Below are 23665 nucleotides of genomic sequence, written 5' to 3' on the forward strand. Positions count from 1 at the left end.
TCTTGAGCTTCTCGACTACGACAGCTACGCTGCATGACACTGCTGACGTAGACAATGGGGGGATAACGTTGCGGGGAGCAGAACGAATCTACGCGAAGATCATCCTAGTCGCTGGCACAATGATCGCCATTGCAGCTGTTCTTACGATGCACGCGGGCACTGCGGCGACAGCGGACCAAGGGGATCCGCGCCGCCATCTCAAGTGCGACAGCGATCGAATGGTTTTGACCATGGGCACCAGAGTGGCTGGTACCCAGAATCTGGGCACCCCGTCCGAGCAGGCGCAACGCTGGGCGGCGGCGATGGTCCAGAATAGATCCACCTACAGCAGTGAGATCAGGACGGTCTACAACTCGCCGGCTCGACAAGAACTGGCCTTCTCGAACCTCGCAGGCGCCACGGTCGCAGTGCTTACGTATGAGAAGGATGGGGACCTCGGCTGGTCGCTGGCGAACATCGTCGAGTGCGCGTGGGGGGCCCGATGAAATCCACCAGCTTGGCTCGGATCTACCTCGTATTCTTGCTGGTCGTCGGTGGCATTTTCCTGCCACACCCGCCCGCCAGCGCGCACAGCCCGACCTCTTATTTCACCGCCGGAAAGTGGCCGACCTCTCAAGTCATTTCCTACGGCATCAACATTGGCTTTCCCACGGGCTCGTGGCGCTCTCGGCTGGTCGAGGCGAAGGATCAATGGAACAACTCGGCATCGACCGGAGAGCCGAAGATTTACTGGTATCTGGCGGATGACGTCAATCACGGTTCAGCTGGGGATCCCTGCGGTATCTCTGGGTTTAACACGGCGGCGATATTCTGGAATGACCTTGATTACCTGGGTTCGAATTGGGTTGCGGCCACTCGTTTGTGCCCGCAGACCTTAAATAGCACTATTTACAACTTCACCATTGAATTCGATAGCACCCGTTCGAACTGGTATAGCGGCAACGCCGACAATCCCGGTGGGAATGTCGACTTCTGGAGCGTTGCGACCCACGAATTCGGTCACGCGCTTGGATTCTGGGAGCACATCCCAGAGAGTGATGGCGCGTGTCCAGACGACAGCACGCGCGCGACAATGTGTCCGTCGACATATCTTGGAACAGAGCGGCAACGCACAGTCAGTCCGCATGATGTGCACACATTCGATGCTGCTTACTAGCCGTGCCCGAAAGCGAGATGATCAATGACGCGGTTGACGAACCTGAGGTGGCTGGGAGTCGCGTCCATGGTGGTGTCCATCTTCGTGGCCGGGTGCTCCGAGGCCGCGGATCCGCAGGTTACCGGGCCTGACGTGGGTAGTTACCTCGAATGCGGAGGAATGCCTGCCGTCAATATGGTCGCAGACCGCGTTGGCGACGCAAGGGAGACTCGAACTCCGGCCGAGATGGCGTCGGCGTTCGCGGCGGTGCAAAAAGGGGCCTTCTCCGGAAGCCAGAAGGTTGCCCTCGAGTCGGGAGCCCGCCAAGACATAATTTTCGTCAATAGTGCGGGTAAAACCACGGCAGTGATGTCCTATGAACACAGCGATTCCGGTTGGCAGCTCGCCAAAGCGATCTCCTGCTCGGCGTCGTCGAAGGGGCCGAAGTAGGCGGGGAAGCCGATGAGGGGCCGGCTGAGAAGCCGGCCCCTCCCCCCGTCAGGCGCAGAGCTCGAGCACTGTCTTTTCGGCGGAATCCAACGCGGCCACCTCGGTGGCATTGTCCAATTTGGAACGGTCGGATCCTGCTGCTTCGACGTTGGCTACGACGGTCTTCGCGCCTGCGGCATAGGCGCGGAAACTTTCCCGCAGCTTGTCGCTCTGCGCCTGCTCCGCCGCCGTGCTCATGGTCTCAGCCAGCTTGGTGAAGGTGGACTTGAGCGTTGCGGCTGCTTCTGTTATTTCGGTCGCCGTGGACTCCTTGTCGCCGATCGTCATCGACGCCAGGAGCAGGTCGTTGAATAGCGTCTGGCGCACGGTTTTGGCTGTGGCGCAAGCTTTCTTGTCGTCGCCGGGGGCGGGCTTTGGGCTCTCCGGGGCGGCGGCCGACGGCGGTTGTGACGGGGCAGCTGACGGTTGCTTTCCATCACACGCGGTCAATCCGGTCATGGCCATCGCGAGCCCGGTCATGGCGAAAATGGGCAGCATGAATCGTCGCATCGTTACAACTCCACAGATAGTCAGAGGGAAAGAGAGGCTGCCCATTCGTCGAACAGGTCAGCCAGCGGGTCGCCGAGGATGAGTCTCAGCTCCCCGGGTGATGCGGTGGACCGGTCACCTGTCCCGGCGAATGGCTCCACGTCGCCGCGGGTGCGCCCACTCACGCCCAGCTCAATGACGTCGCTGTCGTCCTTTGTGGACAACTGGGCGGAGAGCACGGTGCGAGCGCGGGACACCCATGACTTGACTGTGCCCGCCGGAACTCGTGACACCTCAGCGATTTCGGCCATCGACATGTCGCCGAGATAGTGCAGGACCACTGCTTGGCGTTGCGGCGCGGGCAGCTTTGCCAACGCCGACACCAGATCGACGCGATCCGGTGTGGGACCCGAGACGGTCTGGCCATCTTCCGGCGCCCACTCAGAGTGCTTCTTCGCTTGGCGCCATTGGCTGGTCGCGAGATTCCACGCCACCCGCCGCACCCAGCCGGCCGGATCGTCATAGTGCGAAAGCTTGGGCCACCGGGCCAGTGCCCGGTAGCACGCCTCCTGCACCACCTCCTGCGCATCGGTCATGTTGCCGCAGTAGGCATAGAGCTGGATGGTCAGGGCGCGAAAATTCTCGGCATAGAAGCCTTCGAAGTCTCGTGCCGCTTCCATTTCGCTCTCCTCCGGTCAAGATGCGCACAAGACACGCCAGCGCCTAGGTCGCGGTTGCGTCGTTTTCAAGATTTTTTCGCGTACCGGATGAGCAGCTCCCGTAGCTGCTCAGAGCTGTCCCGCGTGAGCGAGTCCCCGCCCCACGGCTCGCGCAGGGTGATTGTCGCGCCATCGTGCATGGTCAGCCGCGCCCGCAGCGGCATCGTCCGCTGGATCTCCGCATGGACTACCTCTTCAAAAGGCACGTATCGGTGTTTCTCGGTCAGCTCCGCCAGGCTCCACCGTTGCAGAGCCACCTTCATGCGCACGTTGCCCTCGTCGGCGTCGCGCGTGGTGGGCATGAGGATCAGACCGATGTTCAAAATGAGCAGGTCGGCCTCGGCGCTCAGCCATCGCGATTCGGTCTTCACGTTGCCCAGCCCGCCCAGCAGGCGTGCCCCGCGGGCGCTGCCTTCCGGCCGCAGCCCGGCGACCGTGGCGCCAAGGTCGAGCTTGGCGGCGAGTCGCTTGAGGCGCAACGGCTCCCCGTCGTCGTCGACCAGTGCGGCGGGGCCGGAGAACTCTGCCCGCCAACGCGCCAGGCCCGCTTGAAGGGCCGCGTAGGCGACGATTTCCGCGGCATCCATGCGCCCGGCCCCCGCTGCCCGCCTGGCCTCCTCGCGCAGCTTGGCCGTCGATGCGGCCGCGACGAAGTCGTCCCAGGGCAGTTGCTCGCAGTCGGAGTGGGTCAGCACGTGCGGCACCAGGACCGCGGCAATCACGTCCGGCTCGGCCAACAGCTCAGCCGCCGGGCGCGGGTCGGGCGGCAGGCCCGGATCCGGAACTCGTTGCAGCGCTTCGATCCGCTCGGCCAGCGGCGGGTGGGTGTCCCACGGGCTCCCCGGCTCGGCGAGCGCCGCCTCGCGAAGCCGATCCATCTCGTCGCGCCGTGTAGCGACAAATGCTACGAATGCCTTATACAAGTCCGAGGGTAGGTAGCCGTAGTCGGCGCGCGGCGTGACGTGCGCTTCGAGGAAATGCGTGAAGGCGGCGGCCAGCACGCGAACCTCGATCAGTGAACTTATCGCGACTTGCTGACCTGCTACGCGTACCGCATAGAGGTCTGCTTTAAATTCTTGACGGCGCGAAACGGAACCGTCGACCATCAGGTACAGCCGAAAGTAGAGGCGGAACGGCCAGCTGATCGGGTCGGTCCGGAGGAGCTGAGACACGGTGGCGGAAACAGCCCGGCGGCCCCGATAGGCGACCGGGCCCAGGCGGGTGTGGGCAGAGCTGTAGTGGCCCAACTCATGCCCGACGATGGCCCGGATCTGGGCGGTGGTCAGGCACATCAGCAGCGGGAAGCCTAAGTGCAGGAAGCGCCGCCGCTTCACCTCTGAGACAGACGCGGTCGGCGTGGTCACCAGGACGATTTCGTCGGGCGGGCGGGTGCCTGCCGACTCGGCCAGCTCGCGGACCAGCATCCAAAGTGGACCGGCATGCTCCTCGGAGACCACCACGCCGGGCAGGCGGTGCCGCCGCCAGCGCAACACCTGCCGGACCGAGGGTTTGACCGCGGCGACCGAGCCGATCAGAAAAGGCAGCATGAGCAGCTGGCCAAGTGGCCACGGCCAGGCCCTGGTCACCAACCAGGTGATCAGCACGATGACGGAGAACTCAAGCGCCGCAATGACATAGAACCCGGCAAGCATCACCAGGCTCAGAAAAGCGCGAAACCCCGCCACCACGGGCAGATCCTACCGCCCGGGCCGATCCAGGAAAGCTCGTCCATTTTGTGGACTCCGCCCGCCCTATCTGCCGCGGCGTGGCTTGCCTTTCGGCGCGGGCTTTTCGCGAGTGGGCTTCTCGCGGGCCGCGCCCCCACCAGCCTGTCCGCGGGTGCTGTTCGCGGTGCGGCCCCGGACGATCCCAATCATTTCTTCGACCAGTTCGGTGTGCCCGTCACGGGGCCACGCCAGCGCGACCGATGAGGTGGGGGCGCCGGTCAGCGGGCGGTAGGTGAGATCGCGGCGGTGGTACAGGCGGGCCAGGGATTGCGGCACCACGAGCACACCGACGCTCGCGGCCACCAGCTCCACCGCGGCGGCCGTCGTGGACGGGTGATGGTCAAGCACCGCGGCCGGCAGCTCGGTCCAGGCGAGCACATCATCCGCGGGGATCACCAGCGTCTGGTCGGCCAGGTCGGCGAGGGTGACCTCCTCTGCCGCGCTGATCAGGTGATCGCGCGGCACCACCACCACCGTCGTCTCCGTGTAGAGCGGAATGGCGTGAAAAGCCTCCTGGTCAACCGGCAGCCGAACCAGCCCGGCATCGACCTGTCCCGATAGCAGGAGCTCGGCGGCCTCAGCTGCTTCGGATGGCACCAACCGCAGCTGCGCCCGCTGGCGCTCGGCCCACAGGCGGCTCCACTTGTCGGTGGTGACGCCAGGCACGACCAGCAGGCCAAATGTCAGGGGCACCTTACCTCCGCAGCGTCGACGGCTGTGATCGCCGCAACCTGATCAGGGTACCTCGCAGAGCTTCCCGAGCGGGTGACGTCGGGTTCGCTACGCTGAGGCGGTGAGCAAGCCCAAGAAGTCCCAGGTGATGAAGCCCGCTACGGCCGCGCTGAAGCTAGAGGTGTACCTGCTGGCCACCCCACGGGAGTTCCAGGAGGGCATGGTGTCGCGGGAAGAGCTCGATGAACTGCAGCGCAACCCGCCGCAATGGCTCGTCGACCTGCGTCGCGACGGCCCCCATCCGCGCAGCGTCGTCGCCGCCCGGTTGCGGGTGTCCAACAGCGGGCTCGCCCGCGGTGGCATCACCGACCCGCTCACGACCGCCCAGATCGCGGCTCTCGTGGCCGACCCGCCGCCCTGGCTCATCCGGGAACGGGATATACACGCAGAAACGCAACGGGAGTCACGCAGACTTCAGGAGCGACGCGGAAACCAGTCGTGAGTGGACACACCGGGCTACCTACGACGACGGGCGTAGGGTAGCCCGAATCGGCTACGCGCAATGACGTAGGTGCTGCCATCGGCTGCCGGACGACGAGCCGTGTCGATGGCGCAATCATCAATTGCGTGAAGAATCCTGCACGAGCATTAGCGTCAGCGGTCAGTGGCCGGTGGACCAAATGGGTTGTCCTCGCGTTGTGGGTGATGGTCTTCGCGGTCGCCAGCCCGCTGGCCGGGAAGCTGACCGAGGTCCAGACGAACGACAACTCGGCCTGGCTGCCGGGCAGCGCCGAAGCGACCAAGGTGCTCGACCAGATGCGCCCGTTCCAGCCGCAGAACACCGCTGCGGCGATTGTCGTCTACGAAAGGAAGTCCGGGCTCACCGACGCCGACATGGCCAAGGCCGCGGCCGATGCGCGGGCCTTTGCCGGGTACTCCAACATCTCCGGCCCGGTGCAGGGCCCGATCAAGTCCACTCAGGACGGTGCGACCCTGCAGGCGATGCAGACTGTCGTGCCGATCACCGCCGGGAACGGCGGCTACGCGGCCATCGGGAAGACGGTCGACGAGCTACGGGCTGCCGCGCAGGCCGGGCTCCCGGACGGGCTTTCCGTGTACATCGCTGGACCGGGCGGGAACGCCGCGGACCAGGCCAAGGCGTTCAAGGGCCTCGACAGCACGCTGCTCTACACGACGCTGGTCGTGGTGATCGCGATCCTGCTGCTCACCTACCGCAGTCCCGTACTGTGGCTGCTGCCGGTGATCAGCGCCGCCGGCGCGCTCATCGCCTCGCAAGCGGTGATCTACCTGTTCGCCAAGCATGCGGGATTGACCGTCAACGCACAGAGTTCCGCCATGTTGACCGTGCTGGTGTTCGGCGCCGGCACCGACTACGCCCTGCTGCTCTCCGCCCGCTACCGGGAAGAGCTGTGTCGCCACCAGGATCGGCATGTGGCGATGGCCCACGCTCTGCGCCGGGCGGGACCCGCCATCATCGCCAGCGCCGCCACGGTCGCCGCCGCGATGCTGTGCATGATGGTGGCCGAGATGAACCCGACCAGTGGCCTTGGGCCGGTCAACGCCATCGGGATCGGCGTCGGCCTGGTTTCCATGCTCACGCTGCTGCCCGCGCTGCTGGTCGTCTTCGGGCGATGGATTTTCTGGCCGGTCCGGCCCGCGTTCGGCGCCACAGATCCAGCCAGCCAACGACTCTGGGCCCGAGTGGGCAAGGCCGTCGCCAAACGGCCCAGGCCGGTATGGATCGGCACCGCGATCGTCCTCGGCGGCCTAGCTTTCACCATCTTCGGGATGAAGGCCGACGGGTTGACCATGGCTGAGTCGTTTGTGGACAAACCTGACTCGGTGGTCGGGGCCGAGGTGCTGGCTGCACACTTCCCGGCGGGCGGCGGCTCGCCGGTCGTGGTGATTGGCAACGCCGGTGCCGTCGACCAGATCCGTTCCGCGGTCACAGCCACCGACGGCATCGCGGAAGTCAGCCAGCCTCAGGTCAAGGACGGTCTCGCCTTCATGACGGCCACCTTGCGCGACGCGCCCGACAGCGCCGCCGCGGAGGCCACCGTGCTGCGGGTGCGCTCGGCGGTGCATGCTATCTCCCAAGCCGATGCGCATGTCGGTGGCCAGACAGCGGTCACCCACGACATCCGTGAAGCGACCGCCCGGGACAACTGGCGCATCATCCCGCTGGTGCTGACGGTGGTGCTGATCATCTTGATCCTGCTGTTGCGGGCGATCGTTGCCCCGCTGTTGTTGGTGGCGACCGTGGTGCTTTCCTTCGGTACCGCGCTCGGGGTCAGCTCTTTCGCCTTCCAGCACCTTTTCGGGTGGGCCGGAGAGGACACGTCGCTACCGCTGTTCGTGTTTGTCTTCCTGGTCGCGCTCGGCATCGACTACAACATCTTCCTGATGACCCGGGTCCGCGAGGAGTCCATGGTGCTCGGCACCCGGCGGGGCGCGGTAGCCGGGCTGTCCGCCACCGGGGGTGTGATCACCTCGGCCGGGCTGGTCCTGGCCGGGACGTTCGCCGCCCTCGGCACGCTGCCCATGGTGGCCTTTGCCGAGATCGGCCTCGCGATCGCGTTCGGGGTCATCCTCGACACCTTCATCGTCCGATCGGTCCTGGTTACCGCGCTCAACCTGGACTTTGGCCGACACATCTGGTGGCCCAGCGCGCTGTCGAAGAAGCTTGACGTAAAGGAAGTCGAGCCGGATCGGCACTAACGATGCGCCGTGGGTGGCTCAGGACAAAGGGCGGCGATTACGGTGTCGACGTACCACCGTTCGAATTGTTCCGATGACCAGCCCCGGCGCCTCACGAGCCAATCGTAATTGCGGAAATCCATTGCCAGCCAAAGGATATCGGCAACGCTGTCGGCATCGTGCTCCGGGCGCAGCTGGCCGGTGGCGAGCAGTTCCCGCCCAAACATCGACATTCCTCTACGCCGGTCGTCGACATGCTTCTGCCATATTTCGGCGGCGTCGGGGTCGGCGGTGGCCGCGCCTGCGAGAGCGAGCATGACGTCGGCCTGCCGAGCGTGTACCTGCGTCAGGTGCTGAGCAAAGCGGGTGAGCTTGGCCCGAGGGTCGGCCAGTGCCCTGATCTCGACCGCGAAAGGGCGATCGGGTAGCGGCACTGGTTCGTCGTCTCCGGCGACCGTCACATCGACGAGTTCCGAGAGCAGCTGACGCTTGCTTCCGAAAGCCGCATAGACCGTTTGCACGGCCACCCCGGCTTCCGCAGCGACGGCCGTCAGCGCGGTAGCTGCGTAGCCGGGATCGACGAACAGCTTGGCAGCAGCGTCCAGCACGGCACGCCTGGTCTGGCGTGCCTGCTCGTGTCGCCGCGATGAGTCATATCGCCGCTTGACAACCACGGTCGTAGTGTAGTGCTCTATTGGATAGAGCGTAACTCTATCCAAAGGGAGTGGTGGTCATGCCGTTCGGTGTGGTGCAGGAGATGCCCGGTATCAGCGAATCCGAATATCGGATGGTGGAGCAGCATCTCGGCCCGGATCGGCCGCCCGGCCTGCTCGCCCACGTGGCCGGCCCGGTAGAGGGCGGCTGGCGCATCATCAACATCTGGCAGGACGAACAGGCATTCCGGCGCTTTCAGTCCGAGCGGCTCATGCGTGCCGCCGGATTGGCCGCGCAGGAGGAGAACTTCGACGCGAGCAAGGCCGCGGGTTTCCGATCCCTTACCGTGACCGGTTCGGAGATGCCCTTCTGATGGCTGCCATCTCCGAAATCCGAGCCCGCAACGCCGACTTCTGGACGCAGGCTGCCGAAGGCTGGATCCGCCAGGCCGATCGCCACGACCGGCTCGGGCGTCCGCTGGGGGCGGCTGCGGTGGACGCGCTGAACCTGGAGCCCGGCGAGCGTGTGCTCGATGTCGGTTGTGGTTGCGGCGGCACGACAGCCGAGCTGGCGGCGATGGTGACCCCAGGCGGACTGGCGACCGGCCTGGACCTTTCCGTGTCGATGGTGGCGGCGGCGGCGCAACGATTCCCACACCTCGTCTTCACCACCGCGGACATCGAAACAGCTCGCTCCATAGCCGGATCGCCGTTTGACGCGGTCTTCTCACGAATGACGTTGATGCTGCTGACCGATCCGGTTGCCGGATGCGACACCGTCCGGCGGCTGCTGCGTCCCGGTGGACGTCTGGCGGCCACGGTGTTCCGTGACGGCGCTACCAGCCCATGGCTGTCCGCCGCAGTACTTGGCGCCGCCCCACATGTAGGTGCGCTGCCGCCGCTACCGGTGGGCGGCGAGCCCGGGCCATTCGCCTTCGCCGATCGGGCTCACGTCATGCGGGTGTTAACCGATGCGGGCTTCATCGACATCAACGTCGAACCGCGCGACGTCGAGCTGTGCGCGCCAGATGAGCCAGACACCGTCGCCGGCTGGCTCATCGACATCGGCCCAGCGGGAGCCGCTTACCGTGCGGCCCCGGCGACCCAGCAAGACGCCGCACGCGCGGGAGTGGCCCGCCTACTGCGCCGCTATCACCAGCCCGACACCGGCTATCGCCTGCCAACCGGGCTGTGGCTCATCACCGCCAGCACATCGCGCGATCGCCAAGGCCAATCAGCCTTGGCGCCGCCAGCGGACGGGCCGGTCGTCATGTGACCACCGGCCCGCCCTTTGCAGCGAGCTAGAGCGCCGGTCGCGCCCACTTCATGCTCAGGCCCCCGGTGATGGGGTTGTCCGTGGACGCGGCTCGCAGCATCGCGTAGGACGACCCGCCGTACCCGACGGACGCCATCACGTACCGTCCGCTCGAGAGGCTGTACCACCAGAAGGGCAGCACGTCCTTGGCCTGATAACCGAACTTCTCCCACGGGCCGACCGAGCTCGACCGGGCGCGCAACATGCCGTAGTCAAGGCCGGTGTAGCCCAGCTCTGCCGAGACGTAGAGGTTATTGGCCAGCGACTGCAGCGTGAAATAGCCCGCGTCGTTGTAGCAGAAGGTGAACTTCTCCCACGGCCCGATGGTTGCGGAGCGAGCGCGCAGCATGGCGTAATCGCTGCCGCTGTAACCGAGCTCGACCGAAACGTATTTTGCGTTGGCGGCCGACACGAAAGCCACGTGGCCGCACGCCGCCGCGGCGACTACGCCCGCAGCGGACTTCGCCTCGGCTTGCGCCACCAGCGCGGCGGCGAGCTGCGGTGTCAGCAGCTCCACCGGTGTGCGAGAGGCCGCACTGAGCGCGGCTGCCTGCGCCGGCACCCCGCCCGCGACCACCGCTCCCACCGTCAAGATGGCGAACGTGAGCACGGATGCCGCGACCCTGCTTCTTGTCTTTATCACAAGACTTCCTCCTGTCCCCGTCAGTTGATGTAGCGAGGTCACCCTACGGACGCCGGTCTACCAACTGCTTACCAAGCGCCTACCAGCGCCGGTCGACCTCCACTGTGGACAGTGCCGCGATCCGCTGCCGCAGCTCGTCAGCCTTGGGGTGGCGCAGGTCGTCGAGGATGTGCAGCGCGTCCACCCACACCTCGCCGGCCGCGTTGACATCGCCTGCCGCGTGGAAGGTATCGCCCAGCTGGCTTAGCGCCTCGGCTTCGTAGAATCGGAAACCTAGGCCTCGATGCAGTTGCGAGGCATCGCGGTAACACTGCACCGCACGCGAAAACTCTCCGAGCCCACGGTAGGAGTAGCCGAGGCTGTCCAAGGTGTGCGCCTGTCCTAATTGGTCTCCGGCTTCGCGAAGCAGCGCCAGGGCTTGCTCGCACGATTGAAGACTTTCGGCGTACTCGTGCCGAATGGCGAAGCGCCAGCCGACGGCGTTGAGCGCCCGAGCCTGCCCGACCCGATGGCCGCTGCGCTCATAGAGCGCCAGCGCTTGGTATGCGTGCTTCAGCGCGATGTCGTGCCGGTCCTGACGCTCCATGATGGGCACGAGGCTCAAATGCGTGTGGGCTTGGCCGACGTCGTCGGTTGCCTCCACATAGCTTCGCATTGCCTGCCTGGCGTGCTCGTAGGCGTCACCATGGCGGCCCAGGCGCGACAGAGATAGCGCCAGACCGCGGTGGGCGTGACCACGGGCCTGAGCGTGGCCCAACCGGTCGGCTGCCCTTGCTCCGGCACTTTGCGCCTCGCTCCACTCCGGCCAATAGCCGCTCCACTGCAGGAAATCGGCGAGCGCCCACGCCAGCTGCCAGCAATGGATGTCGAATTCCATTTGGTACGCAGCACGCACCACGCTCAGCAGCACCACGCGCTCCGCGCGCAACCAGGCCATCGCCTCGTCCCGGTCGCTGATCGGCTCGGATTGCCCATGACTGCAAGGTTCGCTGAGCACTATCGGATCGCGATGCGGATTGATCAGTGTGGCCGCTCGCACCGCGGTGTGCAAGTAGTGGTCGAGTAACCGGTGCAATGCTTGCTGCCGCTCGTCTTTCGAGTCGATCGCCTGGCCGAGCTCCAGGGCATAGGCGCGCAACAGGTCGTGAACGCCGAATCTGCCCGGCACCCGTTCCGTGACTAGCTGCGCCCGCGACAACTCGGCAAGCACCGGCCGGACGGCCTGCCGCGACATACCGGCCAGGCTGGCCGCGGCCGGCTCGCTGATATCGGGGCCGCTGTGCAGGCAGAGGAGGCGGAACGTGGCCGCTGCCGACTCGCTCAGAGTCCGGTAGGACGTGGAGAACACGGCCCTGAGGTCGGTGGCCGGATCGCCCGTGACGAAGGCGTCCAGCCCGCGCTCCTCAGGCAGGCCGCGCAGGCTTTCGGCGATTATGGCCAGCTGGAACGCCTCATACCTGGACGCCTGCGCCGCGATCAGGCTCAACGCGAGCGGAAGCCCGTCGCACCGCCTGATGATTTCGTCGACGGCATCGGGCTCCGCGTCCACTCGCGCCTGGCCCAGCCTATTGATCATCAACAGTCGCGCGTCCACCTCGGTGAGCACGTCAAGGCTGATCAGCTGGGCGCCCTCACTGGCGGCAAGTCCGGAAAGACTGTCGCGGCTGGTCACCACGACCAGGCTGCCCGGCGAACCCGGTAGCAGCGGGCGCACCTGGTCGGCGTCGCGGGCATTGTCAAGCACGACAAGGACCCGCCTGCCCGACAACAGGCTGCGGTACCGGGCGGTCTGCGCGTCCAGCCCGAGCGGAACCTGTTGCTGCGCCCACCCGAGCGCGTCGAGGAAAGCCCGGATGGCCTCGCCGGCCGCGGTCGGCGAGGCTTGCGGATCGTATCCGCGAAGGTTGATGAACAGCTGACCGTCCGGAAAGGACTCACGAATCCGGTGCGCCCAATGGATCGCCAGCGTGCTCTTGCCCACCCCCGCGGTTCCCGACAACACCAGCACTGTCACCGCCGTCGGATGCTCCTGCGCCAGGGCCAAAGCCTTGTCCAGCCGGGCCAGCTCATCGTCTCGGCCGCCGAATCCCGGCACGGCCAGCGGCAGCTGCGCGATCGGGATCCGATGCGGTGACTCCGGCGGAGCCGCGGCAAACTCTGCACGCAGGATCGCCCGATGCAACTCCTCCAATGACGCACTGGGTTCAATTCCCATTTCTTGTACCAGTAACTGCCGCGTCGATCGATAAAGTTCGAGCGCTTCGGACTGCCTGCCCGCGCCGGCAAGTGCCCTCATCAGCAGCTCCACGAGCCCTTCCCTGGTGGGCAGCCGCTCAACGAGGTCGGTCAGATCGATGACCACCTTCGCCGCCCGGCCACAGTCCAGGTCCGCCTCGGCCCGCCTCTCGAAGGCGTGCAGCCGGATCTCCTCGATCCGTGGCACGAGCCTCTCCCGCAGCCGCTCATCGATCACATCGGCCAGGAGCGGGCCGCGCCATAGGTTCAGCGCGCTGTCGAGCTGGGCCGAGCGCGCCCGCGGATCGGTCAGCCCCTCTGCCTGCCGTACCAGGGTTTCGAAGCGATGCACGTCGGTGGTAGGCAACGGGATGTCGATGACGTAGCCGTCACCGCGGGTCTGGATCGCTATCCCATAGGCGGCCATGTCTGCTCGCAGGCGGGACATGTAGGTCTGCACCGCGCGGCGGGCGGCCCGTGGCGGCCCCTGTTCCCACAGCAGCGACACCAGCTGGCCCGTGGCCACCACCCGCCCCGCCTCCAGCAGAAGGATGCCCAGAATACGCCGCTCCTGCCGCCGCCGGATGTCGATGCGCATGCCGGCAGACTCCGCTTCCAACGGCCCGAGCAGACGGAAGTCCATAGTGGATTACTCTAGGCGGCGATCTGTTGACAACCGGCCGGAATGACATCCATGAGACGATTGTCGCTCTAAATAGGACTACTGACCGACCGTCTTTGGCGGATAAGGGTCGAATGTCTGCACCAGCACGCGCTGCAGGAGGCGAAGTGACCCCTGTCCACCCGCCTCGATGAACGTCCCGGAGGCGAGTGCTTCCTGATAGATGCGATAAGGGGCTTGGCCGCCATCGGCCGGGTCGGTGAAGACGTCGTGGATGGCCAGCACTCCGCCTGCCGCGACGTGCGGGGCCCACCCTCGCAGATCGGCGGCCGCGTGTGCTTCGGTATGACCTCCGTCTATGAACACCATGGCCAGGGGCGCCCGCCACAAGGTGGCGACCTGCGCCGAGCGGCCCACGATGGCGACGGCATGCTCCTCCAACCCAGCGAAATGCATGGTACGGCGAAAGAACGGCACGGTGTCGGTGAGCCCGGTCTGCGGATCGGTCAGCGCCGGATCGTGATAAGCCCATCCCGGCTGCTGTTCCTCGCTTCCCCGATGATGGTCGACCGTGACCGCCACTGTGCCCGCGGCCCTTGCCGCTTCGGCAAGCAGGACAGTGCTGCGCCCGCAGTAGGTTCCGACCTCCAAGACGGGCAGCGCCAACCGTTGGCAGGCATCGGCTGCCGCAGCGTAGAGCGCCAGGCCCTCGTCGGTGGGCATGAACCCTTTGGCCGCCTCGAAGGCCGCGAGAACCGACTCGCGCAGCGGCGGGTGTATCGGTGTCACCATGGCGTGTGCTTGAACAGATCGGCCGCGCCGGTGGTGCCCGACAGGCAATCAACGGCGAGCACGAGCGCTGCGGCGGTGTAGGTGGAACGGTCGAACGGCCAGAAGTTGTTGTCGACTATCTGGTAGCCGGTCCAATAGGAGCCATCCTCGTGCCGCAGGAACTGCATGGCACGCAACAGATTCATTGCCACCTCCCGGTCACCGGCGGCGACGAGGGTGATGATCAGTTCGCAGGTTTCGGCGCCGGTGATCCACGGCTCGTCGCTGACACATCGGCATCCCAGCCTATCCACCACAAAGGTGTCCCACCCCGCCTTAAGATGTTCGGTGGCGGCCCGGCCGGTGACAGCACCGCAAAGCACCGGATAATACCAATCCATGGCGAAGCGAGATTTGTCCGCGAACAGGTCCCGGCGATGGCAGATCGCCTGGCCGAGCTCGTAGGCCGCGAATTCCCAGTCCGGCTGTGGATCATCCATATAGGATGCTAACGCGGTGGCGCAACGAAGCGAGTGGTAAATCGAGGAGCATCCGGCCAGCAACGCCAGCTCTCCGGGATTGCCGTCCTGGTCGCGATTCCACCACACCTCGCCCGTTGGCTGCTGCAGGCTCAGCACATAGCCAACGGCCTTCACGACCCCGGGCCACATCTCGGCGGCGAATGCGCGGTCGCCTGAGCGCAGGGTCTCGTGCCACACCCCGGTCGCGAGATAGGCGGCGTGGTTGGACTCCCCCGCCGCCTCGGCCACCTCACCGAGAACCCATTTGGCCGGCCACGATCCGTCCGGCCGCTGCTGATCGCGCAGCCATCGGTAGGCAAGGCGGGACTGCGCCTGCATCCCCGCGACCGACAGCGCCATCGCCGCCTCGATATGGTCCCAGGCGTTGACATGACCGGGATTTCCGTCAGCATCCTCGGTGTACCAAGGAATTGCGCCACTCGGTTCCTGTTGCCGGGCGATGCTTTGCGCCGCCGCGCGAACCTGGGTGGCGCTGATGACCCCGGGCACGTGCGGCAGCTGGCTCAAGTCAGGCAGCATTGGGCACCTCGGCCAGCGGCTTGTCTGCGTACACGACAAGGCTTTTGCCAATGAGAGGATTGAGCAGCCGCTCAGCCAGCCGGGTCGGCAAGGGATGTTTCATCAAATCCCAAACAAGCATTTTGTGGTACGCCTTCGGCAGCGGATGGTTGTCATTGTTGACTCCCACCGCGCATTTGAGCCACCAGTAGGGCGAATGCAATCCGTGCGCGTGATGGCTGCCGCGCAACACGAATCCGGCCGCCTCGAGTCTGGTCTGCAGCTCGACGCTGGTGTAGATACGCACGTGCCCGCCGGGGTTGGTGTGATACTCCTTCGACAACGCCCAGCAGATCCGCTCTGGCAGCCACGCGGGCACCGTGACCGCCAAGCGCCCGCCCGGTTCGAGCACGCGATACAGCTCGGCAATCGCCCTCGTGTCGTCGGGGATGTGCTCAAGCACTTCAGCCGCAACGATTTTGCTGAACGTGGCATCGGCGAAGGGCAGCGCCAGCGCGTCGCCCATGACAGCCGCCGCGCTCGCCCCGGCGGGAACCTCACCCGCCAGCGCCGCAAACATCGAACACACCTCTGCCAGCTGCTCGCTGTCCTGATCGAGCGCAATCACCGCCGCGCCCGCTCGGTAAAGCGCAAATGCGTGCCGCCCCCCGCCGCACCCCAGGTCGAGCACCCGGTCGCCCGCCGCTATCCCCATCCGGCCCAGGTCCACGGTCAGCATCGCCCAGCCGCCTTGACCGCCAACTCGGCCCTGTACTGCTGCTCGGTCGCCCGCGCCACCGCCGCCCACGTGTAGCGCTGCGCGACCCGGGCCAGGCCTGCTGCGCGCAGCCGTTCCCGCTCGCCGGGAGAGTCGTGAAGCCGGCGCAGCGCCGCCGCCATCTGTTCGGCGTCACCGCGCTCGACGAGGGTGGCCGCCTCGCCGGTAACCTCGGGCAGCGCTCCCGCAGTGGTGGCTATCAGTGGGGTACCGCAAGCCATGAACTCCAAGGCGGGCAACGAAAATCCTTCGTAGCGCGAAGGCACCACCGCTATCTCAGCGCTGGCGAGCTGCCCCGCCAGCTCGGTGTCGGAAAGCCCGGAAAGCACAGTGACCCGATCGGCGATCCCCAGCTCTCCGATGAGCCTGAAGATCGGGCCGTCGGGGCGCACCTGCCCGACGAGGTGCAGGTGAATGTCTCGTTCGGTGGCCGCCTTGGCGATCGCTCGCAGCAGCACATCGACACCCTTGAGCGGTGTGTCTGCGCTGGCCACAGCGATCACCCTGCCCGCGACCCGATCGCCTTCGCCTGCCGGCGGCTTGAACACGCTGGTGTCGACGCCCAGGGCGACCACGGCGATGTGACGCGCGTCGACGTGGAAGTCGCTGGCGATACTCGCTTTCGATGTCTCCGAAACGGTCAGGATCCGGCCGCACCGCCGCGCCACCCGCCCCTGCATCCGCACGAACCCGTACCAGCGCCGGGCCCCGAACCTGGCGAGCCCGCCACTCGCGGCGTCGATCGCGATACGGCGATCCTGGCTGATGGGGTGGTGAATGCTCGTCACCATCGCCACGCCTGTCCGGCGCAGGCGCAGCATGCCGTAACCGAGTGTCTGGTTGTCGTGCACAACATCGATGCGCCCAATTCGCCCACGCAGCTCCCGCAGCGCGCGCCAGCTGAAAGTCAGCGGCTCGGGAAAGCCGCCGGTGCGCATGTAGGCCCACTCGGCCACATCGATCCAGTCCCGAAACTCGGCGAGCCGGGGATTTCGAAACGGGTCTTCATCGGCGTAAAGATCCAGGCTGGGCAGCCTGGTCAAGGTAATATCGTCGCGGTCGAGCTCCGGATAGGGCTGGCCCGACAGCACTTCGACACGATGGCCCAGCGCCGCCAGCTCACGGCTCAGATGCCGCACGTAGACACCCTGCCCACCGCAATGCGGTTTGCTGCGATAAGACGTAAGCACAATTCGCAGCGGCCTGCCCGCGTGCAACCTGGCCTCCCCCGCTCACCCGTGACCGCCGGCGAGCCAGCACTGGTCGGAAATCATCCTAACCGGATTCCCCGCATCAGCACGGCACAAACCAGCCCGCATGTCGCGGTCGAGTCGGGATCAGCTCCGCCGCCGGCAGCCCAGCAGGGTGGCCTGCCTGCCGGCGGCTGTCGGCTGGATCGCCGTTGCCGCCCGGGAGACAAGCCACCCTGTGTTGGCAGTTCGCCCTAAATGTTGTAGACGTACTTGGTGGTGTTGACGGACATCGCGGCGATGGCGGATACGCCGCTGATTCCGGTGGGGAGGTTCTGCCACCCGTTGGCGCTGCTGGCCTCATACACGCTGCCGTTGACCAAAGAGTAGATGTACTTGGTGGTCCCAACCGGCATCACGGCGACCGCAGACACACCACCTATACCCGTCGGGAAACTCTGCCACCCGTTGGCACTGCTCGCCTCATAGACGCCGCCATTGACCAACGAGTAAATGTACTTGGTGCTACCGAGGGACAATGCAGCGATCGCCGACGCACCACCGATGCCGGTGGGGAAGCTCTGCCACCCGTTGGCGCTGCTGGCTTCATAGACGCTGCCGTTGACCAACGAGTAGATGTACTTGGTAGTGCCGACCGACATCACGGCGATCGCCGATGCGCCACCTATACCAGTCGGAAGACTGTTCCACCCGTTGATACTGCTCGCTTCATAGACGCTGCCGTTGACCAAAGTGTAGATGTACTTGGTAGTCCCGACCGACATCACAGCAATCGCCGACACACCACCTATACCCGTCGGGAAACTCTGCCACCCATTGGCACTGCTCGCCTCATAGACGCCGCCGTTGACCAACGAGTAGATGTACTTGGTGCTTCCGACGGACAACGCGGCGACCGCCGACACACCACTGATTCCGGTCGGAAGATTCTGCCACCCGTTGGCGCTGTTGGCCTCGTAAGCCTGACGATTGGTCTGTCCCGTCCACCAGGTCGTCTGCTGCCGGGCGCCGCTCCAGCTGAAGCTGAAGTGGATGTGGTTGGTGTGGCAGCCGCTTGGCGTGCCGTCGCAGGAATAGACCTGCTCGCCGAACGGCCCGTTGTAGGAACCCCAAAGCTTGCGGTCCCAGATGATGTACATCAGACCGAGGTGGCGGGCCACGGCGTGCGTGTTGCCGTACTGGTCGGTGGCGAACAGCCAGTTGATGAGGTCGTAGGCTTGGGCACGCTGAGTCGGGTTGGTGGCGTCGAAACCGAAGTCCAGCGCCCGTCCTTCCTTGTGCTCACTGGTTCCTGCTTCGCTACTACACGAACGTGCGATGTTCCAGCCGCGTGATCCGTAGGTTTGGAGGAGGAGGTCTTTCAGACTGGTGGGTCCGGGCTTGTCGGTCGGGTCGCAGGTGCTCTGCGGGTCATAAGAGGCATAGCCGGAGACGTTCGGCCCCAATGCCGGCGTCGCCGGAGCAGCATGGGCGGGCGGGGCCAAGCTCGCCCCGACCGCGACGGCCGCGAAAACAGCCAGCGCGCCGCTGACCAGTCGATGGACGTTATTGATACTCACAGAGATCTATTCCCCTCAGTAGATCTGTCGGAATCGGACAACCACGAATGTGGCAGCCCCAGCGCGGCTGGACCACGGCACTGACCCGGCATTCGCCGGTACTTCAGCTGAACTTCGGCGTTGTACGATGGCCGGAAAGGGGGGTTCTCGCGGTGTTCGGGGAACTGGTGCGTGGGCATCGCCGGCGCCTGGGTTTCACCCAGGAGGACCTTGCCGCCAAAACCGGTGTCCACTCACGCACGATCGCCAAAATCGAGGTTGGCCAGATAGCCACGCCCCGGCAGACCACGGTGCGGCTGCTCGCCGACGCGTTCGCTCTGGCCGGCTCCGCCCGCGAGGCTTTCTTTGAAGCCGCCAGCGAAAGCAAATCCGCGCCGGTCACGCCACCACAGTCGTCGCCGAACATGCTGCCGGCCCACGCATCCGTGTTCGTCGGCAGGCAGGAACATCTGCGGAGCTTGGACGCCGGAGACAACCAGGCAGTTACGGTGATTGGCGGCACCGCTGGGGTGGGCAAAACCGCCCTGGCGCTGCATTGGGCCCACCGCGTCCGCGACCGGTACCCCGACGGTCTGATGTACATCAACCTGCGCGGCTTCGACCCGGCCGGCTCAGCGATGGGCTCTGCAGAGGCGATCCGCCGCTTCCTCGACGCCCTTGCCGTTCCGCCTCAGCGTATCCCGGCCGACCCGGACGCCCAGGCGGACCTGTACCGCACCAAGCTCGCCGCCAAGAAGATGCTCATTGTGCTCGACAATGCCCGCGACCCTGATCAGGTCCGGCCGCTATTGCCCGGCACGCCCAGCTGCCGCGTGCTGGTCACCAGCCGCAACAAGCTCACCGGCCTGGTAGCCGCCCAAGGCGCCCACCCGCTGCCGCTGGATCTGCTCACTTTCGGCGAGGCCCGCCAGCTGCTCACCCACCGCCTCGGCGCGGCGCGGGTCGCCTCGGATCCGGATGCGGTCGAGGAGCTCATTACCGGCTGCGCCCGGCTTCCCTTGGCGCTGAACATCGTCGCGGCTCACGCCGCCATCCAGCCGCAGCTGGCGTTGAGCGCCTTGGCCGGTCAGCTGCGCCTAAGCCGCGATCGACTGGACACACTGTCCACAAGCGACACTCCTACGACCGACGTGCGGTCTGTCTTCTCCTGGTCCTACCAGGCTTTGCGCGACGGCTCCGCGCGGCTGTTCAGGCTACTGGGCCTGCACCCCGGTCCAGACATCTCGGCCGCCGCCGCGGCCAGCCTCGCCGGCCTACCCGCGGAAAAGGTGCGACCGCTGCTCAGCGAACTCGCGAGCGCCCATCTGATCACCGAACACACCGTGGACCGGTACGACATGCACGACCTGCTGCGCGTGTATGCCGCCGAACAGACCCACCGGCACGACTCCGACGCGCAGCGCCACGCGGCCATCGGCCGCATCCTCGACCACTACCTGCACACCGCCTACCTCGCTGACCGGATGGTGTCCCCGGCCCGCGATCCGCTCGCCCTCACCCCACCCTTGCCCGGCGTCAGCCCGGAACACGTCGCCGGCTACGGGCAGGCCATGGACTGGTTCGCCGCCGAGCACGCCGTGCTGCTGGCCACCGTCGACCACGCTGCCGCCACCGGATCCGACACCCACACCTGGCAGCTTTCCTGCAGCCTGGCCAATTTCCTCAACAGGCGCGGGCACTGGCACGACTGGGCCCACATTCAGCAGGCCGCGGTCGTTGCCACGCAACGGCTTGCCGACCCGTCCGCACAGGCTCGCGCCCACCGTCTCCTCGCCCAGGCCTACACCTGGCTAGGACGTTTCGACGACGCATACGCCCAGTTGTGGCACGCCCTCGACTTGGCGAGGCAGTCGGGCGACCCGATCGGGCAGGCGCACGCCCACTACAGCCTCAGCCTTCTGTCGCACCGGCAAGACCTTCCCCACCAGGCCCTCGACCATGCTCAGCAGGCCCTCGATCTGCACGTGGCCGCCAACCACCGCCGCGGGCAAGCGCGTGCGCTCAATTCGGTCGGCTGGTTCCACGCCCAAGTCGGCCGCCACTCGGAAGCCCTCGCCTATTGCCTGGAGTCGCTTGTCCTGCATCAGGAACTCGGCGACCGCGCCGGCGAGGCCAATGCCTGGGACAGCGTCGGCTACGCCCATCATCTGCTCGGCCACCACGCCGATGCCGTCACCTGCTACCAGCGCGCCATCGACCGGTACAGCGACCTCGGCGACCGCTACCACGAAGCCGACACCCTCACCCACCTCGGCGACACCCACCACGCCACCAACAACGTCCACGCCACCCGCCTTGCGTGGCAACAGGCGCTGGAAATCCTCCGCCAGCTCGACCACCCCGACGCCGAACGGGTCCGCACCAAACTCCATGGTCTTTAGCGCGCGGGCGGCTGGTGCCAGGGCGCGGCGGTGAAGTTGAGCCGAGCCCTGTCGGCGAACTGCTGCCGGGTGACGCTCGGCAGCTCGGCCGCGTTAAGCAGGCCCGCCAGCACCTCGAACACGGCCCTCGGCTCGGGCTTGCCCAAGTCCAGCCGGAATGAGCCGGGCTGGCCGATGTCGTCGAGGAAGTCGTCGCACTTGCGCTGGTAAGGGAAGAGGGTGAACGGCACCCCGGCCATGTAGGCGAAGATCGCTCCGTGCAGGCGCATGTGGACGCCGAAATCGCACTCCTTCATCTCCTGCCATATGCGGGCGACCCCCTCCCGCTCGGTTACCTCTCGCACGCCGCAAAGGTCGGCCAGCGCAGACTGAAGCCGGCGACTCGCGTCGATGTCACCGTGTTGCGGGTGGGTGTTGAACACGAAGATGGTGACGTCGATCGGCTCCTTCTCGGCGAGCATTCGGATACCGCCTATCAGCGCTTGCTCGCGCCGCAGGAAGTCCTCGTCACTCGCCTCGTAGTCCACCCCGAGCAGGGTCACCCCCAGCCGCGGTCGCTGGTTGCGCGAAACCCTTGGCATGCGAGGGTCTTCGCCCAGCGCCTCGGGCAGCAGCCCGGCCAGGTCGGCGGCGACGGCGAGCGAGCCGGGATAGCCTATGGCGCGCAACGCTTCCGCCGAGGCTCGGTCGCGGACGGCCACATAGGGGATACGGCGCAGCACCTCGACGAGGCGACGTTGCGACGCCAAGGACACGAAAGGCCCGACCGAGACCCCGACCGCCGCGACCGGGTGACCCGTCATCCGCGCGTGCCATGAGAACAGGCGCTTCTCGCTCAGCGGGCCCATCTCCCGGAAGACCGACCCGCCACCGTAGACCACCATCGACGACCGGCGAAGCAGGGACGCCCTCTGTGCCAGGTTCCCGGCACGCTGGGCGGGGCCGTTGGACCTGTACCACCGCGGGTCGAGGGCTGTCCGGTCGGCCGGCAGGTCGACCAGCGGCGGAGCCGCGAAGACCGGTGCCGTGGCACCCCAGTACTGGCCCAGCGCCCAGTTCATCACCACGCAGAACGAGTTGTCGCCGGCGTTGTCCATGCCGTAGTAGCCGATTACGAGCGGCCGGCCGGCGTCATCGGGCATGGGACAGACCCTTCCTCAGGTGCTGCCGGATCATTCCCCACGATGGGAGCCTGGCGCCGGAAACAACGTATCTCTTGACCGCTATCCAGAAGAGGACCAGCAGAGCGAACTCGGCCACGACGGTGGCGGCCGCGGCTCCGAGCAGTCCGTAGCGCGGGGTCGCGATCGCCAGTGCCGCCAGATAGACCAAGGCCCCGCCGCCCTGATAGGCCACCTTGCGCCACAACTGGCGGCTGGTCGTCAGCAACGACGCCACGCTCGCCGCACCGAAGCGCATCGGGATCGCCACGCTCAGTATCAGCAGGATCGGGACGCTGTCCGCGTATTGCTCGCCGAACAGCCGCGGGATCCCCACGGCACCGCCCACGGCCACCAGCACGGCGATGACGCAGCCCGCGATCACCATTCCGGTGGTGCCCACCCGGTACGCCAAAAGGATCATGCCTCGGTCGTTGCGCGCCCAGCGTTGGAGTTTTGCAAGGAAGTACTGCTGATACACCACTCGCGGAATGAGATAGATCGCCATGAGGATCGACATCGGCACGGAGAACAGGGCCGCCTCCCTGGTCCCCAGGAACTCACCGGCCACCACCGTTCCAAAGTAGATCCCGACGAGATAGAAGAGGCTGCCGAGCATAAACGGGTTGGCGCCGCTGAACAGGCGGGCGTACCTGGGCGGCGGGCTCGGCGGCGGCGGCCCGGCCGAGTGACCCTCCAGCCGCACCCGTCCACGCCAGTACGGACCGAGCGCCAGCACCGAGATTGTCAAAGTAACCACGGCGATAAGGGCATAGCCCAGCGCGACGTGGAGCACGGTCAGCCCGACGGTGCCGGTCACCACCACCACGGCGATGCGGCCCAGGTGTGGGGCGAGCTGCAGGGCCGCCACCGCCTTGTACGCGCCACGCAGTTGCAGCGCCGAGATTGCCAACGCGATGAACGCCTGCGCCGCCACCACCGGAACCAACAGGATCTTCAGACCGGCGTCGACCGGGAAGGCGAGGTCGGCCATGCCCCAGAGCACCATGGCCAGCATGACGAGGGCGGTGGCGGCTGTCACCACACCGATCGAGCGCCGCACCCAGCGGAACGCCTTGGGACCCTCCCGCCCAAACCGCTGCAACCACAGCTCGTTGACCCCGTACACGGCGATCGGGGCGGTCAGTGAGACGAACGCCAGGACCGTCATGAAGGAGCCGAAGTCGTGCTGTGAAAGGGATCGAGCCAGCACCACCTGCGTGGCGAAGGCGGCGACCGTGACCGCGATCTGGCTCAGCCCAAGGAAGCTCAGGTTGACCGCGGCGAGCCGGACGCTCCGCACCAGCTGGCCTCTTCTGACCGTCGGCGCCGCTGGAGCCCGGGTGGC

The 23665-nt window shown here is 66.2% G+C and carries 22 protein-coding genes; 8 read left to right on the forward strand and 14 right to left on the reverse strand.

Translation table 11 applies throughout. The features are described from left to right. Positions 1-230: 230 nt before the first annotated feature. From Rhe02_RS03510 to Rhe02_RS03520, 3 genes are all read left to right on the forward strand, one after another. Positions 231-485: a hypothetical protein gene (locus tag Rhe02_RS03510; RefSeq protein WP_203906580.1), complete on the forward strand. Its 255-nt coding sequence runs from the start codon at positions 231-233 to the stop codon at positions 483-485. Beyond that, positions 482-1156 (forward strand): zinc metalloprotease, encoded by a 675-nt coding sequence (locus tag Rhe02_RS03515; RefSeq protein WP_203906581.1) that lies wholly within the window; start codon positions 482-484, stop codon positions 1154-1156. Before Rhe02_RS03510 ends, Rhe02_RS03515 begins: the two co-directional genes overlap by 4 nt. 66 nt (positions 1157-1222) lie before the next feature. Further along, positions 1223-1585, forward strand: a complete 363-nt coding sequence (locus Rhe02_RS03520) for a hypothetical protein (RefSeq protein WP_203906582.1) — start codon at positions 1223-1225, stop codon at positions 1583-1585. A gap of 48 nt (positions 1586-1633) precedes the next feature. On the opposite strand, the gene Rhe02_RS03525 is transcribed toward Rhe02_RS03520, so the two are convergent. From Rhe02_RS03525 to Rhe02_RS03540, 4 genes are all read right to left on the reverse strand, one after another. Further along, positions 1634-2134 (reverse strand): hypothetical protein, encoded by a 501-nt coding sequence (locus Rhe02_RS03525; RefSeq protein ID WP_203906583.1) that lies wholly within the window; start codon positions 2132-2134, stop codon positions 1634-1636. A 20-nt stretch (positions 2135-2154) separates the two neighbouring features. After that, positions 2155-2793 carry an RNA polymerase sigma factor gene (locus Rhe02_RS03530; protein ID WP_203906584.1) on the reverse strand — a complete coding sequence of 213 codons (639 nt, stop codon included), beginning with the start codon at positions 2791-2793 and terminating at the stop codon, positions 2155-2157. Between the two features lie 65 nt (positions 2794-2858). Continuing rightward, complete coding sequence (locus Rhe02_RS03535) at positions 2859-4520, reverse strand: M48 family metallopeptidase (RefSeq protein ID WP_203906585.1); 1662 nt, start codon at positions 4518-4520, stop codon at positions 2859-2861. 63 nt (positions 4521-4583) lie between these two features. Further along, positions 4584-5252, reverse strand: a complete 669-nt coding sequence (locus tag Rhe02_RS03540) for a LysR family substrate-binding domain-containing protein (protein WP_239123288.1) — start codon at positions 5250-5252, stop codon at positions 4584-4586. Positions 5253-5352: 100 nt separating this feature from the next. Between Rhe02_RS03540 and Rhe02_RS03545 the strand changes: the two genes are divergently transcribed. After that, the gene (locus tag Rhe02_RS03545) at positions 5353-5733 is read left to right on the forward strand and encodes a DUF5997 family protein (protein WP_239123296.1); all 381 of its coding nucleotides are present in this window, start codon (positions 5353-5355) and stop codon (positions 5731-5733) included. Positions 5734-5858: 125 nt separating this feature from the next. Then, positions 5859-7970, forward strand: coding sequence for an MMPL family transporter (locus tag Rhe02_RS03550; RefSeq protein ID WP_239123298.1), 2112 nt, complete (start codon positions 5859-5861; stop codon positions 7968-7970). Here Rhe02_RS03550 and Rhe02_RS03555 read toward each other — a convergent pair. Next, positions 7967-8623 carry a TetR/AcrR family transcriptional regulator gene (locus Rhe02_RS03555; RefSeq protein WP_239123300.1) on the reverse strand — a complete coding sequence of 219 codons (657 nt, stop codon included), beginning with the start codon at positions 8621-8623 and terminating at the stop codon, positions 7967-7969. The two genes, Rhe02_RS03550 and Rhe02_RS03555, sit on opposite strands and share 4 nt — an antisense overlap. A 59-nt stretch (positions 8624-8682) precedes the next feature. Here Rhe02_RS03555 and Rhe02_RS03560 point away from each other — a divergent pair, with 59 nt between their 5' ends. Further along, positions 8683-8976, forward strand: a complete 294-nt coding sequence (locus tag Rhe02_RS03560) for a hypothetical protein (protein ID WP_203906587.1) — start codon at positions 8683-8685, stop codon at positions 8974-8976. After that, positions 8976-9878 carry a class I SAM-dependent methyltransferase gene (locus tag Rhe02_RS03565; RefSeq protein WP_203906588.1) on the forward strand — a complete coding sequence of 301 codons (903 nt, stop codon included), beginning with the start codon at positions 8976-8978 and terminating at the stop codon, positions 9876-9878. The genes Rhe02_RS03560 and Rhe02_RS03565 overlap by 1 nt, the downstream gene beginning before the upstream one ends. Positions 9879-9903: 25 nt before the next feature. Here the strand turns inward: Rhe02_RS03565 and Rhe02_RS03570 are convergent, their stop codons facing one another. From Rhe02_RS03570 to Rhe02_RS03600, 7 genes are all read right to left on the reverse strand, one after another. Continuing rightward, on the reverse strand, positions 9904-10560 hold the full coding sequence (locus Rhe02_RS03570) for a fascin domain-containing protein (protein WP_203906589.1): 657 nt from the start codon (positions 10558-10560) through the stop codon (positions 9904-9906). A gap of 79 nt (positions 10561-10639) precedes the next feature. After that, entirely contained in the window at positions 10640-13438 is a 2799-nt protein-coding gene (locus tag Rhe02_RS03575) for an AfsR/SARP family transcriptional regulator (RefSeq protein ID WP_203906590.1), read from the reverse strand. A 78-nt stretch (positions 13439-13516) separates the two neighbouring features. Further along, positions 13517-14209 carry a class I SAM-dependent methyltransferase gene (locus tag Rhe02_RS03580; protein ID WP_203906591.1) on the reverse strand — a complete coding sequence of 231 codons (693 nt, stop codon included), beginning with the start codon at positions 14207-14209 and terminating at the stop codon, positions 13517-13519. Further along, positions 14203-15249: a prenyltransferase/squalene oxidase repeat-containing protein gene (locus tag Rhe02_RS03585; RefSeq protein WP_203906592.1), complete on the reverse strand. Its 1047-nt coding sequence runs from the start codon at positions 15247-15249 to the stop codon at positions 14203-14205. The genes Rhe02_RS03580 and Rhe02_RS03585 overlap by 7 nt, the downstream gene beginning before the upstream one ends. After that, entirely contained in the window at positions 15239-15967 is a 729-nt protein-coding gene (locus Rhe02_RS03590) for a class I SAM-dependent methyltransferase (RefSeq protein WP_203906593.1), read from the reverse strand. Before Rhe02_RS03590 ends, Rhe02_RS03585 begins: the two co-directional genes overlap by 11 nt. Further along, positions 15961-17196 carry a glycosyltransferase family 4 protein gene (locus tag Rhe02_RS03595; RefSeq protein WP_275411054.1) on the reverse strand — a complete coding sequence of 412 codons (1236 nt, stop codon included), beginning with the start codon at positions 17194-17196 and terminating at the stop codon, positions 15961-15963. The genes Rhe02_RS03590 and Rhe02_RS03595 overlap by 7 nt, the downstream gene beginning before the upstream one ends. Before the next feature lie 254 nt (positions 17197-17450). Next, positions 17451-18776, reverse strand: coding sequence for a VldE C-terminal domain-containing protein (locus Rhe02_RS03600; protein ID WP_203906595.1), 1326 nt, complete (start codon positions 18774-18776; stop codon positions 17451-17453). Positions 18777-18823: 47 nt separating this feature from the next. Here Rhe02_RS03600 and Rhe02_RS03605 point away from each other — a divergent pair, with 47 nt between their 5' ends. Next, entirely contained in the window at positions 18824-21157 is a 2334-nt protein-coding gene (locus Rhe02_RS03605; protein WP_203906596.1) for an ATP-binding protein, read from the forward strand. Here Rhe02_RS03605 and Rhe02_RS03610 read toward each other — a convergent pair. Together Rhe02_RS03610 and Rhe02_RS03615 are read right to left on the reverse strand one after the other, a co-directional pair. Then, positions 21154-22299 carry a polysaccharide pyruvyl transferase family protein gene (locus Rhe02_RS03610; RefSeq protein WP_203906597.1) on the reverse strand — a complete coding sequence of 382 codons (1146 nt, stop codon included), beginning with the start codon at positions 22297-22299 and terminating at the stop codon, positions 21154-21156. The two genes, Rhe02_RS03605 and Rhe02_RS03610, sit on opposite strands and share 4 nt — an antisense overlap. Next, positions 22289-23620: an oligosaccharide flippase family protein gene (locus Rhe02_RS03615; RefSeq protein ID WP_203906598.1), complete on the reverse strand. Its 1332-nt coding sequence runs from the start codon at positions 23618-23620 to the stop codon at positions 22289-22291. The genes Rhe02_RS03610 and Rhe02_RS03615 overlap by 11 nt, the downstream gene beginning before the upstream one ends. Between the last annotated feature and the right edge of the window lie 45 nt (positions 23621-23665).

The organism is Rhizocola hellebori, from assembly GCF_016862955.1.
GTDB lineage: Bacteria > Actinomycetota > Actinomycetes > Mycobacteriales > Micromonosporaceae > Rhizocola > Rhizocola hellebori.